The sequence below is a fragment of the uncultured Intestinimonas sp. genome (assembly GCF_944387245.1).
In the GTDB taxonomy this organism is placed as follows: domain Bacteria; phylum Bacillota; class Clostridia; order Oscillospirales; family Oscillospiraceae; genus Intestinimonas.
Map to the genome: position 1 here is coordinate 1 of NZ_CALXEE010000052.1, position 15,867 is coordinate 15,867.

Genomic DNA, 15,867 nt, shown 5'->3' on the forward strand with positions numbered 1-15,867 from the left:
TCTTTATCGTTCCGCCGCTGGTCATGAATATCGGCATGCCAGTGTGCATTGTCTCCTTCCTGCAGCCCACCCTGCTCTGTCCCAGAATAGATCGGCTGGGCGGACGCTTCAAATATCTCATCATGGGCTGCTGCATTCTGGGCATTACCGTGCTGTCCATCGCCATCCCCAAGCACACGGTGCTGGCCTGGATTGCCCCGGTGCTCCTCAGCTGCCACTACTACTCCCGCAGGCTGACCGCCAGCGCCTTGGTCGCTTCGGTGGTCTGCCTGTACGCGGCCGGTATTGCCAGCCTGTTTGTGGGGGAGGGAGACCCCAATCTGATCGAGGTCTTCGATGCGAGGGAGGCGGTCATCACCCCGGAGATTTTCCGGGAGGCGGTGCTCTTCTTCCTACTGCCACGTTCCGCCATCCTGGTGGGCATGGCCTTCGTGTGCATTACTGTGGCCAAGCGCACCCACACCCTGCTGGAAAAGCAGGCCGCCGATTCCTCTGCTCGGCAGCGCATTGAGACCGAGCTGAATGTAGCTACCCAGATCCAGGCGGATATGCTTCCACGGATTTTTCCCGCTTTTCCCGAGCGCCCGGAATTTGATATCTACGCCGGCATGACCCCCGCCAAGGAGGTGGGCGGAGACTTCTATGACTTTTTCCTGGTGGACGATGACCACCTGGCTTTGGTCATCGCCGATGTGTCCGGCAAGGGTGTGCCGGCGGCGCTGTTCATGGTGATTGCCAAGACCCTGCTGAAAAACGCGGTGCAGATGGGCTCGTCCCCCAAGGAGGCCCTAGAGAAGGTCAATAACCAGCTGTGTGAAAACAATGAGGCGGAGATGTTTGTCACCGTCTGGCTGGGGGTATATGAGATTTCCACCGGTAGGCTCACCGCCGCCAACGCCGGTCATGAATATCCGGCCATCCGGAGGGCGGGGGGACAATTTGAATTGTTCCAGGATCGGCATGGCTTCGTACTGGCGGGCATGGAAAACGCCCGATACCGGGAATACCAGCTGGAGATCGGCGTGGGGGACACGCTTTTTGTGTATACCGACGGCGTGGCCGAGGCCACAGACGAGACAAACACCCTCTATGGCACCGACCGTATGCTGGCGGCGCTCAACCAGAACTGCGACTTAGGACCGGAAGGCCTTCTGCACCAGGTCAAGGCGGATATTGACCGTTTTGTGGGTGCGGCCCCTCAGTTTGACGACATCACCATGCTGTCCCTCCAGCGAAAGGGAGGCCAGGAATGAGAGTATCCTCACGGGAGACCGTGTTCGTACGAAAGTCATTTTACCGCTTTTTCCTGCCCAGTCTGCTCTCCTGCCTGGGCATTGCCGCCGGCGGACTGGCGGACTGCATCTTTGTGGGCAACGCCATCGGACCCGTGGGGATGACGGCCATCAGTATCGCCCAGCCCATTTATATGCTATTCAACACCATCAGCTATTCGCTGTCCATCGGTGGTTCGATCCACTACGCCAATGCCCTCAGCGAGGGCAGGGAGGAGGATGGGAACCGTATTTTTACCGATGTCCTGCGGACCGACCTCTTTATCAACATAGCCCTTTGTGCGCTGGGACTGCTGTTCCTCCCGCAGGTGCTTACCTTTCTGGGGGCCGGAACGCCCGGAACTGAGGTCTGGGCTTACAGCGAAGCACTGGTGCGGGCACAGCTGCTGCTGGTACCCGTTATGTTCTGCCAGGGCCCCTTCTACTACTTTGTCAACTGCGACAACGATCCCAAGCTGGCGGCTGTGGCCTTTGTGACCAGCAATGCCCTGGACATCCTGTTCAACTATATTTTTGTGGTCCGGCAGGGTATGGGAGTGGCTGGTTCGGTGTATTCCACTGGCGTGGGTGCGGCTGTGATGATCCTGATCAGCCTGGTCCACTTTTTCAAAAAACGGGGCTGCCTGCGGTTTTGCTGGCCCAAATATCAGCTTGCCTCGGTCATTCGCGCCTTTCGGACTGGCTTTGCCACCTCGGTACAGTACGTCTATCAGTTTATCACCATCCTAGTGTGCAACCATCTGCTGATGTCCATCAGCGGGGAGCTGGGCGTTGCGGTGTTTGGCATTGTGTGCAATGTAGCGCTGGTTGCCGCGTCTGTCTATGACGCCGTCAGCATGGCTCTCCAGCCCATGGTGAGCACATTCCAGGGCGAGCACAACCAGGCCAACATTCGCAGTACCCTACGTCAGGCGTTTCAGGCGGCTATGGTGGCCAACCTGGTCATTCTCGTCCTGCTGCTGGGCTTTCCGCAATGGGTCAGCTTCACCTTTGGCCTACGCACTCCGGATGAACTGGCCATGGGGAGCACGGCCATCCGTATCTATGCGCTGTGCGTGATCCCCTCGGGTATCAACATGGTGCTGACCTACTACTATCAGGCTTTGGGGCGGGAGTTTATCAGCTATTTTCTGTTTACCCTGCGTTCCTTTGTGTTTTTCCTGCTGTTCAGCCTCATGTTCAGCCTGGGTGGCGCGGAGCTGTTTTGGTGGACCTACCCCTGCATGGAGCTAGCCGCCCTGGCTGTGCTGTGCCTTTACAATTACCGAAAGGGCTCCTGGACCTATCTGGGTGAAGAGGACAGCCGCGTATTCAGCGCGTTTGTGGAAAACCGGGATGCCGATCTGGGCGCTTTGGAACAGCAGATTTCCACCTATCTGAAGGGGATCGAGGCCACTTCTGTACAGTGCTACTTTGCCGCTATCGCGGTGGAGGAGGTGTGCGCCGTGATCCTGAGCCGGGCGCCTTTGGGGGAGGTGGGCTATATTCAGTTTACCATCGTACCCCATAAGGACGGCACCCTGACACTCCATCTCCGGGACAACGCGAAAGCATTCAATCCCTTTGACCTAGATACCGATTCCATTGACCTGGAAGGTGGTGCGGGCCTGGATACGCTGGGAATTAAAATCATCAAGGAAAAAGCCAAGGAATTCTTTTACCGCCGGTATGCCGGGTTCAATACACTGGTTGTCCGTGTGTGATGGGGGGATCGGATATGAAGCCAAAGGTGGAATTTTCTCTGGGCAAAAAGCTGACGGTACTGATCATTTTGCTCAGCGTCACCCTGAGCTTGGTAGCAATCTTTGTAAGCTGCCGGATCTTCAGCTCCACCATGACGGATTATTATGGAAAGCTTGGTACCAACCTGGTCCGCACGCTGGCCAGTCAGCTAGACGCCGATGCGCTGGAGCGCTACTATGCCACCGGAGAGGTGGATGATGCCTACTATGTCACTCAGAAGTTTATCCGGGATATGGTGGACAACAACGATGTGGAATACCTCTACGTGGTCCGGCCCCACGGAACGGGAGTGACCTTCCTATTTGACTCGGATATGGATGTGGATACGGACGGGAGCTATTCCGAAGGCGGGTACTGCGCGCTGGGCTCCTATGTGGAGCTGGTGGGCGCATTTGCCGACAATCTCGACAATTTGCTGGCCGGGCTTCCGGTGGAGCCGATCATACAGTGGGATGAGAGCTACGGCTGGCTGATGACCGCCATGACCCCGGTGCTCCATTCTGACGGGAGCATGGCCGGCTATGTGATGGCTGACATCAGCATGAATGAGGTCATGAATACGCAGCGGGACTTCCTGCTGGTGCTGGCAACCATACTTACTGCTTTGACGGTGGCCTTCATCCTTCTTTTCCTGTTTGTGACCCGGAGGAATGTGATCCGTCCCATTGACCTGCTGACCCAGGCGACGTCGGCCTTTATCGAGAACAATGAGGCTGAGCTGGCGGCCGGAACGGCCACCGTCAATGTGCCGGAGATCCGCACGAAAGACGAGGTGGAGCTGCTGGCAAGGGCATTTGCAAAAATGCAAGGGGATATGATCTCCTATATCCGCAGCTTCATGGAGGTCACAGCGGAAAAGGAGCGCATCGGCGCGGAGTTGAACGTGGCCACCCAGATTCAGGCGGATATGCTGCCCAGCATCTTCCCGGCCTTCCCGGAACGCTCGGAATTTGATATCTACGCCGGCATGACCCCCGCGAAGGAGGTGGGTGGCGACTTCTACGACTTCTTCCTGGTGGACGAGGACCACCTGGCTCTGGTCATCGCCGACGTGTCCGGCAAGGGCGTGCCGGCGGCGCTGTTCATGGTGATTGCCAAAACCCTGCTGAAAAACGCGGTGCAGATGGGCTCGTCCCCCAAAGAGGCCCTAGAGAAGGTCAATAACCAGCTGTGTGAAAACAATGAGGCGGAGATGTTCGTCACCGTCTGGCTGGGGGTATATGAGATTTCCACTGGTAGGCTCACCGCCGCCAACGCCGGCCATGAGTATCCGGCCATCCGGAGGGCGGGGGGACAATTTGAATTGTTCCAGGATCGGCATGGCTTCGTACTGGCAGGGATGGAAAACGCCCGATACCGGGAATACCAGCTGGAGATCGGCGTGGGGGACACGCTTTTTGTGTATACCGACGGCGTGGCCGAGGCCACAGACGAGACAAACACCCTCTATGGCACCGACCGCATGCTGGCGGCGCTGAACCGGAACTGTGAGCTGGGTCCAGAGAAGCTGCTGCACCAGGTTAAGGAGGATATTGACCGTTTTGTGGGTGCAGCCCCTCAGTTTGACGACATCACCATGCTGTCCCTCCAGAGAAAGGGGACGGCCATCCGGCAGAGCCTCCAGACCCCGCCGGAGCTGGAGCGCATTCCCCAGGTGTGTGAATTTCTGGAGCGCATGCTACAGGACCAGGGCGCACCCATGAAGGTGGTCACGCAGGTAAATATCGCGGCGGACGAAATCTTTTCCAACATTGCCCGGTACAGCGGCGCTACGGATGCCCGAGTAGATTGCGAAACCACGGCCGGCCGGGCCGTCATCCGCTTTATGGACGATGGGAAGCCCTACGATCCCACTGCACAGCGGGAACCGGACACCACTCTTTCTGCGGAGGAGCGGGAGATCGGCGGTCTGGGAATCTTTATGGTGAAGAAAAGCATGGACCAGGTGTCCTATGCGTACACGGACGGATGGAATGTACTGACCATAGAAAAGCGCTGGTGATTACGCGTATCACCACGGCCTGTTACGCTTGGTCCGCCTTCGCGGCGGCCTGCGCAGCAATATACAGATACGGTATGTTTAAGAGGAGGGAACCACGCCCATGAAACGAGGAACCGCCGTATTGTGCGTACTTCTTTGCGCCCTTTCTCTGGTGGGCTGTACCGGCAGAGCCCAGCCCGACCCAGAACCGGCCGCCGTGGATTCACCGGTGGCAGGAAAAAAGGTGGCCTACATCATGCAAATGGCACCCTCGGATATTTTTCAGATGTGGTCCCAGTCCGCCCAGGAGACGGCGGAAAGGCTGGGCATGGAGTACGACGCCTTCTTCTGCGGCGGCTCGGACGCCCAATGGCAGGATACCGTCTCCCAATGCGCCGCCACCGGCTATGACGGGCTGCTGCTGAGCCACGGCGGGCAGAATTACGCCTATACCTTTCTGAAAGACCTGCTGGAGCAGTATCCCGATCTGAAGATTGTCACCTTTGACACCCAGTTCAGGGACAGCAGCGGCCAGGTCCAGACCCTGGACGGCGTGACCCAGTTCTTCCAACAGGACGCCCAGTTTGCCCAGCTGCTGTTGGAGTATGTGTGTGAGGAGTTGTATCCGGACAAGACCGCGGCGGGAGAGCCGGTCAATATCCTGAAGGTATGGGTGGGGCCCAACTTTCTCTCCCCCTTTGACCGCCGGCAGGAGGGCTATGCCGCCTATGAGGAGGCGGGGCTCATCCGCACCGTGGAGACCATCGGCCCGTCGGACTTCAGCAATGCTGAAGCCTCCATGGCCGACATCACCACCGCCACCCTGTCCAAATACCAGACGGGGGAGATCGATGCCGTCTGGTGCTGCTATGACCTGTATGCCAGCGGCGTCTATACCGCCCTGACCCAGGGGGGCTATGAGATCCCCATGGTGAGCGTGGACATCTGCAACGCGGACATCGAGAAAATGGCCCGGGAGGGCTCTCCCTGGAAGGCCTGCGCCACCACCAACTGGAACTATAACGGGGAATTCGGCATGCGGGTGCTGGCCCTGGAGCTGTCGGGCGACTACGACGCCATCATCGATCCCATGACGGGGGAGCAGGCCAGCTGGCTGGAGCTGCCCACCACCGTGGTCACCCAGGACATGGTCTCTGTGGGCGGCATCAACGTCACCAACCTGGATACGGTAGCGGGGGATTCCTACACCGACCGCAGCTGGATGCCCACCACGGACTGGATGGGGCGGCTGCTGGGGGATGGAGCGACAAACGAGGAAGGATCTGGAAAACCGTGATAGAAAAGCTGTTTCACATAACCGAAAAGGGGTCTGACATCCGCACGGAGCTGCTGGCGGGCCTGACCACCTTTATGACTATGGCGTATATCCTCATGGTAAACGCGGGGATGTTCGCGGAGCTGCCCGGCGTATCCTATTATGCCATTTATATCGCCACGGCCCTTTCCGCGGCCATCGGCACCATTCTCATCGGACTTCTGGCCAATCTGCCCCTGGCGCAGGCCTCTGCCATGGGCTCCAACGCCTTTTTCGTCTATACGGTGTGCCTGGGCTTTGGGCTGAGCTACGCCAATGCCCTGGTCCTAATCCTGCTGGATGGGATCGCCTTTATCCTCCTGACCGTGACCGGTCTGCGGAAAAAGATCTTTGATGCCATTCCCACATCCGTGCGCGCAGCCATTCCCGCCGGGGTGGGTCTGTTCATCGCTTTCATCGGATTGCAGAATGCCGGTATCGTGGTGGCAGATCCCGATACCTTTGTGGACCTGGCGTCGCTCAATCTGTTCTTCGGTTCTGCCACCTGGTCGGATGTGATGCCCATCCTGGTGACCCTGATCGCCCTGACCGCCATTGCCGTTATGACATACAGGGGGATAAAGGGCGCCGTTCTGTGGGGGATCCTGGGCGGCACCCTCTTGTATTACCTGCTGGGCATTACGGTCCCGGGGTTCTATTCAGACTTAGGCGCCGCTCTGAATTTGAATCCCTTTACGGCGTTTGGCGAGTTTGGAGCCTCGGCCTTTGGCCGGGTCTTTACAGAGGGATTTGATTTTTCGCCCTATCTGGCCGACCACAATCCCGCTGAGCTGGCGCTCCTAATTGGGACCACCGCCCTGGCCTTCTGCCTGGTGGACATGTTTGATACCATCGGCACCCTGTATGGCGCCTGCGCCCGAGGTAATCTGCTCACTCCGAAGGGGGAGGTGCCCAATATGGAGCGGGCCATGCTGGCCGACGCTGTGGCCACTGTGTGTGGCGCCGTGTGCGGCACCTCTACTGTCAGCTCCTATGTGGAGGCCTCCGCCGGCATCGCTGAGGGCGGCAAAACCGGGCTGGCCGCTATGACGACCGGCGGACTCTTCCTTCTGGCCATGTTCTTCAGCCCCGTGGCCTCCCTTGTGCCAAACTGTGCCACATCGGCGGCTCTGATCTACGTGGGCATTCTCATGATGGACTGTACGAAAAAAATAAACTGGCAAAACACCGGAGAGGCTGTTCCGGCGTTCCTGACCCTGGCGATCATGCCCATGACGTATAACATCTCCTATGGGATTGCCTTCGGCGTGATCTCCCATGTCCTGATCCAGGTATTTGCCGGGAGAGGAAAAAAGATCAATGGGGGTACCTGGGTCATTGCGGGGCTGTTTACCGTGATGTTCCTGGTCACCCATTGACAGGCGGAGAAGATATGGACACGATTACGCTTGAGGCAAAGGATATCTGTGTGGACTTCCCCGGTGTCAAGGCGCTGGCGCATGTGGACTTTCAGCTCTTATCGGGGGAGATTCATGCCCTGGTGGGCGCCAATGGGGCGGGAAAGTCTACACTGATGAAGGTGCTGGCCGGCGCCAACCCCGGCTATCGCGGAGATATCCGGCTGGACGGCGAGGCGGTGGAGCTGCGCAGTCCCGGGACGGCCAAGAGGCTGGGCATCCAGATTGTCTATCAGGAGGTGGACCAGGCTCTGGCCCCCGCCTTGTCGGCGGCGGAAAACATGCTGCTGGACGAGTTGGGAAAACCCGGGCGCCTGTGGGTCGATTGGCGGGCATTATATCGACAGGCAGAGCAGCTGAAATGTCAGCTGCGCATGGACTTTGACGTCCGCATGCCGGTGAGCCGGCTGACCCTGGCCCAGAAGCAGATGGTGCTCATCGCACGGGCGCTGCACAGCCGCTGTCGGATCCTTCTGCTGGATGAGCCCACCGCCCCCCTGAGCACCGTGGAGACGGAGACGCTGTTTGCCCTTTGCCGGGATCTGGTCAAAGAGAGGCGGATCTCTATCGTGTTTATCTCTCACCGCCTGCCAGAGGTCCTTGGACTCTGTGACCGCTATACGGTGCTGCTGGGCGGCAAGCTTGCCGCCAGCGGTCCCATCACCCCCCAAACCACCGCCGGAGAGTTGGTGGCCCATATGCTGGGCGGAGAGATGGAGACGGCCCGCTCCCGCCTCTCTGGTGCCCCAGGCGGTGAGCTGCTGTCGGTACACGGCCTCTCTAGCCGGGACGGCAGCCTCCGGGACATCTCCCTGACGGTGCGCCACGGAGAGATCATCGGCCTGGCCGGCCTGGTAGGGGCGGGAAAGAGCGAGCTGTGCAAGGCTCTGTTCGGCATCCTGCCCAGGGCTTCCGGGGAGATCCTGCTGGACGGCAGGCCGGTCAATCCCCGCTGCCCCGCAGACGGAGCGGCGCTGGGCATGGGACTGGTGCCGGAAGAGCGTCGGAAGGAGGGGCTTTTCCCCGGGGAAAGCGTTTCCTTTCATCTGGGAATTGCCAGCCTGAAACAGTGGAGCCGTCTGTCATTTCTCTCCAGCAGAAGGCTGGAGCAGAACGCCCGCACACAGATTGAGAGGCTGGAGATCAAAACTCCCTCCACCCGGCAGCGGATGGAGTTGCTCTCGGGCGGCAATCAGCAGAAAGCGGTGGTAGGGAAGTGGCTTGCCGCCGGCTGCCGCCTCTATCTTCTGGATGAGCCTACCAAGGGGGTGGACGTGGGCGCAAAGGCCGAAATGCTTCGGCTCATGACCCAGCTGGCCCAGGCAGGCTGCGGCGTGCTGTACGCCTCCGCCGACCCCAGCGAGCTGCTACAAGTGACCGACCGGATCTATGTCCTGTACGGCGGCAGCATTGCCGCCGAGCTGGTCACTGCCCGCACCTCCGAGGAGGAAATCACCTACTACGCCGTTGGCGGGAAGGCCCCGTTTCTTCCGCCGGAGCAGAGAGAAAGGGGGACTCAGTCTTGAACCAAATACCGCACAAAAGAGGCGCCGCCGGCTTTTGGATGGACTGGGCGGCGGTGATTGCCCTGGCGGCGGCCGTGATGGTGTTCGCACTGCTGCGGGGCGGGACCTTTCTCTCACCTGCCAACGCCGTCAATATCCTGCGCTCCATGTCCATCACCACCATTTTTGCCATTGGCGCCACCATTACCATGGCGCCCGACGGCTTTGACATGTCGGCCTGCACCCTTGCCACTGTCTCCTCCTTTCTGTTTGCAAGTCTGTTTTTGTGGTTTGGCCTGCCCCTGTGGGTAAGTGTTGTGCTCACTGTGGTGCTGACCATGGGGCTGTATCTGCTGGCCATGTTTCTTATTCTGGTCTGCCGGGTACCCGACATGCTGGCCACCTGTGCGATGATGTTTGTGTATCAGGGGCTGGGTCTGTGGTGGACGGGCGGCGGCGCGGTGTCCGCCGGCATGCCCACGCCCTGGGGAGCCGCGCCGGCCCGCTCGGGTTGGACGGAGGGGGCGCTGGCCATAGGCTCGGCGCCCTGGTGCATTCTCATTATGCTGGCCTGCACGGGCTTTGCCTTCGTGTTTCTGCGGTATACCCGCCATGGCCGTTGCCTGTACGCCATGGGCAGCAACCATACCGCCGCGGCATACTCCGGCATTCCGGTCAAGAGATACCGCTTTTTGGCAGGGATGCTCACCGCTGCTATGATTGCGGTGGGGGCCATAGTGGTCTGCTCCCGCAACTCAGCGGCACAGATTTCCGGCTGCGACAGCTACCTGATGCCCTCTCTGGCCGCCGTGTTTGTGGGGCGCTCTGTGGGCGGTGCGGAAAAGCCCAATGCCCTGGGAACGCTGGCGGGGGCCGCGCTGGTGGCGGTGTTGGAAAACGGGCTGACCCAGATGGGGGTGGTCTACTATGTGCTGCCGGCGGTCAAGGGCGGTGTGCTGGCCCTGGCCCTGGTGGCCGCTTACGGACCGCGTCGGCGGAAGGCCTATATCATGCCCTGAAAAAGGGAGGAATTGCAATGAAACTGGACTATGGCATTGAGCGCAGGCTGGCCCGACACGCCCCGGAGCTGCACAGCCGGTACCGGGACTGCGTGGTGATCTCCCAACGGATGCTCTGCCGGTATGAGAACTACTTCCCCGACTTTACCGACCACACGGTGCTCCACACCCTTGATATCCTGGAGCTGTGCAATCAACTCATCGGCAGCCAGATAGAGAAGCTGAACGCCCAGGAGCTCTATGTACTGCTGATGGGGGCTCTGTTCCACGATGTGGGCATGGGGGTGTCCGTATCGGACTTTGAGCAGTTCCGCGGGGTGCTGGGCATTCCGGAGCCAGCGGATGACACCCAGCGTGCCTGGGCCGTGCGGGATTACCACCAGGAGCTGTCCGGCCTGTATCTGCAAAAATATTGGCGTATGCTGGATTTTCCCAACGAGGCCTATGCCAGGGCGGTCATCCAGGTCTGCCGGGGCCACCGGAAAACGGATCTTCTGGACGAGACGGGCTACCCGCCTCAGTTTGAGGTGGAGCCGGGCAAGACGGTGAGCCTGCCCTATCTGGCGGCGCTGCTCTGCCTGGCAGACGAGCTGGACATCGCGGCTGGGCGCAATGTCAGCTTTCTCTATGATGTGGAGAAGATGCCCAGCGCCAGGGACCGCCGGGAATTCCGTAAGCACATGGCTATCCGCAGGGTGGAACTGGAACCGGAGCGGGTGGTGGTCCACGCCTGGACGGAGGACCCGGAGATCCGTGCCGGGGTGAAGGAAGTGACCGACAAGCTGCGGGACAAGCTGCTGCTGTGCCGACGGGTGGCGTCGGAACGCTCCTCCTTTGTCATTACCCAGGCTGATGTGGTGCTGCGCATGGAGCAACCGGAGGAGGATGAGACATGAGGACACTGGAACGGTTTTTTCACCTGACCAAGCAGGGGACCACCGTCCGCCGGGAGCTGCTGGGGGCGCTGACCTCCTTTTTCTCGGTGGCCTACATCCTGTTTGTCACCCCCAGCAATCTGTCCCTTACCGGTATGGACTATACCGGTGTGCTGCTGGCCACCTGCCTGTCCTCCGCCCTGGCCTGCTTTCTCTCCGCTGCCTTTGACCTGCCTTTCATGTTGGCGCCGGGTGTGGGCCTCAACGCCTTTTTTACCTATACCCTCTGCCTCACCATGGGCTACACCTGGGAGCAGGCCCTGGCGGTGGTGAGTCTGTCGGGGGTGGCCTATTTAATCATCAGCCTGACTCCTCTGCGGGACCAGATGATCTCCTGCATCCCGCCCAGCATGAAAAACGCCATCAGCGCCGGCCTGGGGCTGTTTATTGCCCTCATCGGGCTGCTGAACTCCGGCATCGTCCGGGCCGAGAACGGCGCGCTGCTGCTGGGGGAGATCGGCGCCCCGGCCACCTTCCTGGCCATCCTGGGGCTGCTGATCACCGGTGTGCTGATGGCCTGGAAGGTGAAGGGGGCCATGCTCATCGGCATTGTGGTCACCACGCTGCTGGGCTTCCCCCTGGGGGTCACCCAGGCGCCGGAATCCATGCGCCTGTCCCTATCCTCCCTGCGCCCGCTGCTCCTGTCCCCGGATTTTGGCGGCGTGTTGTCCCTGGGGGTGCTGCCTCTGGTTACCGCCGTGGTCACCTTTACCATGTGCCTGTGCTTTGATACTTTGGGGGCTCTCATCTGCATTGCCGGGGCGGGGGACCTGCTGGATGAAAAGGGGGGCCTGGGGCGGTATAGCCGGGGCATGACGGCGGTAGCCCTGTCCACCGCCGCCGCGCCGTTGCTGGGCGCGCCCCCAATCGGTATCCCAGTAGAGGGCTCCACCGGCGTGGCGGACGGGGCCCGGACTGGGCTGTATGCCGCCGCCACCGGGGTGCTGTTCCTGGCGGCCATCCTGCTGGCCCCCATTGCGGGGATCATCCCAGGGGCGGCCACATCTCCCGCTCTGGTGCTCATCGGTATGCTGATGATCCACAACGCCACCAACATCTACTGGCACCAGGTGGAGATCGCCCTGCCTTGCTTCCTCACCATGATCATGATTCCCTTTACCTATTCGGTGGCGGATGGGATCGGTGTGGGCTTTATCTCCTATACCGCCATCAGCCTGGTCAGCGGGAAGGGGAAGAAGATTCCCGCCGTCACCTACCTTCTGACCGCCCTGTTCGTGGCCATGTACGTCCTTTCAGCGATATAGGAGGTGAGGAGAAATGAAACAACTGGAGCAATTCTTCCGCCTTTCCCAGAGGGGCGCTACTCTGGCCGGAGAACTCCGGGGCGGCTGCACCACCTTCTGTGCCATGGTGTACCTGATTCTGGTCATTCCGGGCCTGCTCTCCGGGGCGGGTATGGACTTTGAAGCGGTCATGACGGCCACCTGCCTGATCGCCGCTGTGGGCAGCATCGTGTCCGGTCTGGTGTCCAATCTGCCCTTCGCGCTGGCCCCCGGTCTGGGCTTTACTACCCTGTTTACCCATACCCTCTGCCAGAAGTACGGCTGTACCTGGCAGCAGGCCCTGGCCCTGGTGCTGCTTTCTGGAGTCCTGTTCCTGGCCCTGTCCCTCAGTCCGCTGCGGGGACGGCTGAACGACGCCCTGCCCATGCCATTCAAGTTCGCCCTGTCCGCCGGCGTGGGGCTCTTCCTCACCCTCTCGGGGCTCATCAACGCAGGCCTCATTACCGCCGATAACAACCTGGTAGATATGGGCACTCTGGCCGCGCCGGAGCCTTTGCTGGCCCTGCTGGGCATCTTTGTCACGGCGGTGCTGGTGATGAAAAAGGTCCCCGGGGCCCTCATACTGGGCATGGCATTTACAGTGGTGCTGGGGCTCCCTCTGGGGGTGACCGTCCTGCCCCAGTCACTGACGGCCGCTCCGGAGCTGTCACTGACCCCGCTGAAGCCGGACTTCACCGGCCTTTTGGCCCTGGGTCCCATACCCTTGGTGTCTGCGCTGCTCACCCTGTTGGTCTCCCAGCATTTCGACGCCCTGGGCACCCTTTTGGGCGTGGCGGGGGACGCCAAGCTGACGGATACCACCGGAGACCTGGCAGGGCAGAGGGAGGCTATGCTCTGTTGCGGAGCCGCTACCTGTGCCGGGGCGCTGTTGGGAGTCAGCAATGTGACCGCCATGGCAGAATCCGCCACCGGTATCCGGGAGGGGGCCCGTACCGGTCTTTCCGCTGTGGTCACTGGCCTGCTCTTTCTGTGTATGCTGCCCTTTACGCCGCTGGCAGGGGTGGTGACCGGCGCCGCTCTGGCCGCGCCCTTGGTCATGGTGGGTATGTCTATGATGAGCGGTATCACCCAAATTACCTGGAAACATGTGGAAGTGTCCCTGCCTAGCTTTTTAATGATTGTGGGGATGCCCTTCACCTTTTCCATCACCACCGGAGTCATGTTGGGGGTAGTCTCCTATGTGGTGGTAATGGTGTGCCGGAAGCGGGCCCATCTGGTGGATCCGGCGCTCTATTTCCTGGCCGCCGTGTTTGTCCTCAACGCCGTGCTGGGTACCCTCCCATAGCCGATAGAGCAGAAAAAGGGGTTCCCGCAGAAAATCCGTCTGCGGGAACCCCTTTCTTCAGTTTGCTAGATTACAGCACCAATCTGAACCGGAACCAGCCGTCGGTCAGGTCAAACTGGCAGACGGCTCCGTTTTTGCGGCAAAAAGCAGAGATGGACTGTACCCCCAGACCGTGCCCATCCCTTTGGGACACCGGCAGGCCGCTGCTGTCAAAAGAGATATTGCCGATACATGGATTGGAAATCTCCAGCATGATACTGGGGCTTCCTACCAGTGTGCAGCGGATCTCCCTCTGCTCCCGGGGCAGTTCCAGATTGGCGTGGATGGCGTTTTCCAGGGCGTTTGCCAGGACGATGGCCAACTCGCTCTCGTTCACCGGCAGAGCGTCGGGCGGGGCGATCTTTGTCTCCACATGGATGCCCTGCTGCTGGGCCTGGTCGAAGTAGGAGGAAAACACGGCGTCCAGCACCGGCGGGCGGCACCAACGGATCTCTTTGTGCTCATCCAGCCGTTTTTTAGCGGTGTCCAGAAAGTCCAGGGCCTCATCCTTTTCCCCATGGGATACCAGCTCGGCCACGGCCTGGAGGCGGTGGCGCAGGTCATGGCGCTCGGTACGGATCGCATTCTCCGCAGCTCGCACCGCCTCCATGCGGCTGCGCAGGGCAGACACCTGCAGGGTGGACAGCTGGGCCTCATAACGGGCGTTGTTTTCCCTCTGTACCCGGTCAAAAAAGAGGTACATCAAGTAGTAGGCGCAGCTGGATACTATCATCAAGCCATAGGTCAGCACGATAATCGTAACGGAATTAGCAAAATTGCTGGCGGTATACAGCATGGCAATAAATGCGGAGAATGGGATGAGGCAGAGAATTCCCCAGCTGCGGTTGAGCTGGTGAAGCATTTGCCGGTAGGTAACGCTGAACCGCCGCAGGATAAAAAACATCAGAAAGAAGGAAATGGCGCGGACAGCAAAGGCATAGTATTCGCAGTATTTGCTGTGCTGGAGCAGCAGTTCGGCCAGCATTTCGTTGGCCGTTCCGATGCAGCCGACGAACAGGCCGGTAATAATACTGAAAACGGCGCGGAAGTCCCGATACTGGGAGCACCAAAGTGTGACCAGAATGTAGGGGACCGTCACGGTAAAGAAGCCTACGCGATAATAAGTGTCCCAGAAATTCAGGAAAAGCAGCGCAAACAGATTGGTGCCCACAATCAGCACCGCTGTGACAATCCAGCGGGTGCGCCACTTGGCCACCGGTTTGCGGAAATCGATCAAAAGAAACACAAAGCTGCCCAAAAGGCCTGTGAGATCCCAATGTATAAGGTGTGATAAAAATCCAGTTTCAACATCATTCCTCATTTCGTCTGCGGCTGTTATCACTCATTGGTTTCTGTCAGCCAGTCGTTTCCTCCATGCATTCTTGAACTCCGTCGCCGCTGGCCGGGATAGCGAAGCGGCCTGACCATTGACCGGAGTGGCTGTCTGGCCGGTCACCCGGGTCACATGCTGAAAATTTATCGCAAAGCTGGACCCGCATAGGAAAAAGTGACAATCGGCAGTATGGCGGTCCTCCGCTCTGAGACGAGATTACAAATTTTGCGCAGATAACAGCAAATTTTGAACAATCATTTTCCAGATTAGTAAGGATTTATATAATAAATAACATGGATACAAAAAGCCGTCAAGAGGGGCTGCTGAAAGAAGGCCTGGCTATACGGCAGTTTCTCATCTCTTTTAGAGGGGTCAGACCCGCGATTGGGTATAGTCGGCTATGATTTGGGCCGTAGATCAGAGCCTGATTGTCGGTGCAGGCAGTGATCGGCTGAATCCCCTGGGTCAGGCTGCCAGAGCAGAGTGCAGATTATCCGGGGACAGTATGGTCCGCAAATGGGAGGATAGCCGCTGGGAGGGACGTATCGTCATCGGTTAGGTGGTAAAAATAGAAATCCGTCTGTGGCTAAACAAGAAATCGCCGCAGTTTTCACTGCGGCGATCAGCTTGTCGAAAAAGTAGGAATGCCTCAGATTTTGTGCAAGAGCCTCGCAGAGTTCTGTCGTCCGCAGACGACG

At 59.5% G+C, this 15,867-nt stretch carries 11 protein-coding genes; 10 read left to right on the forward strand and 1 reads right to left on the reverse strand.

What is annotated here, in order from left to right; translation table 11 throughout:
- The 10 genes from Q0K15_RS07745 to Q0K15_RS07790 form a co-directional block, all read left to right on the forward strand.
- Positions 1 to 1,253: PP2C family protein-serine/threonine phosphatase (locus tag Q0K15_RS07745; RefSeq protein ID WP_294514911.1), on the forward strand; the 1,253-nt coding region annotated here is incomplete at its 5' end.
- Entirely contained in the window at positions 1,250 to 2,995 is a 1,746-nt protein-coding gene (locus Q0K15_RS07750) for an MATE family efflux transporter (RefSeq protein ID WP_294514913.1), read from the forward strand. The genes Q0K15_RS07745 and Q0K15_RS07750, both read left to right, overlap by 4 nt.
- Positions 2,996 to 3,009: 14 nt before the next feature.
- Positions 3,010 to 5,037, forward strand: a complete 2,028-nt coding sequence (locus tag Q0K15_RS07755; RefSeq protein ID WP_294514915.1) for a SpoIIE family protein phosphatase — start codon at positions 3,010 to 3,012, stop codon at positions 5,035 to 5,037.
- A 100-nt stretch (positions 5,038 to 5,137) separates the two neighbouring features.
- Entirely contained in the window at positions 5,138 to 6,313 is a 1,176-nt protein-coding gene (locus Q0K15_RS07760; RefSeq protein ID WP_294514917.1) for a substrate-binding domain-containing protein, read from the forward strand.
- Positions 6,310 to 7,710: an NCS2 family permease gene (locus Q0K15_RS07765; protein WP_294514919.1), complete on the forward strand. Its 1,401-nt coding sequence runs from the start codon at positions 6,310 to 6,312 to the stop codon at positions 7,708 to 7,710. Before Q0K15_RS07760 ends, Q0K15_RS07765 begins: the two co-directional genes overlap by 4 nt.
- Before the next feature lie 14 nt (positions 7,711 to 7,724).
- Entirely contained in the window at positions 7,725 to 9,275 is a 1,551-nt protein-coding gene (locus tag Q0K15_RS07770; protein WP_294514921.1) for a sugar ABC transporter ATP-binding protein, read from the forward strand.
- Complete coding sequence (locus tag Q0K15_RS07775; RefSeq protein ID WP_294514923.1) at positions 9,272 to 10,273, forward strand: ABC transporter permease; 1,002 nt, start codon at positions 9,272 to 9,274, stop codon at positions 10,271 to 10,273. Before Q0K15_RS07770 ends, Q0K15_RS07775 begins: the two co-directional genes overlap by 4 nt.
- 17 nt (positions 10,274 to 10,290) lie before the next feature.
- The gene (locus Q0K15_RS07780) at positions 10,291 to 11,169 is read left to right on the forward strand and encodes a hypothetical protein (RefSeq protein WP_294514926.1); all 879 of its coding nucleotides are present in this window, start codon (positions 10,291 to 10,293) and stop codon (positions 11,167 to 11,169) included.
- A complete protein-coding gene (locus tag Q0K15_RS07785) occupies positions 11,166 to 12,473 on the forward strand; it encodes an NCS2 family permease (protein ID WP_294514928.1) in 1,308 nt (435 codons plus the stop codon). The genes Q0K15_RS07780 and Q0K15_RS07785 overlap by 4 nt, the downstream gene beginning before the upstream one ends.
- Before the next feature lie 13 nt (positions 12,474 to 12,486).
- Positions 12,487 to 13,797 (forward strand): NCS2 family permease, encoded by a 1,311-nt coding sequence (locus tag Q0K15_RS07790; protein WP_294514930.1) that lies wholly within the window; start codon positions 12,487 to 12,489, stop codon positions 13,795 to 13,797.
- A 70-nt stretch (positions 13,798 to 13,867) separates the two neighbouring features.
- Here Q0K15_RS07790 and Q0K15_RS07795 read toward each other — a convergent pair whose 3' ends face one another.
- Complete coding sequence (locus Q0K15_RS07795; RefSeq protein ID WP_294514932.1) at positions 13,868 to 15,082, reverse strand: GHKL domain-containing protein; 1,215 nt, start codon at positions 15,080 to 15,082, stop codon at positions 13,868 to 13,870.
- Between the last annotated feature and the right edge of the window lie 785 nt (positions 15,083 to 15,867).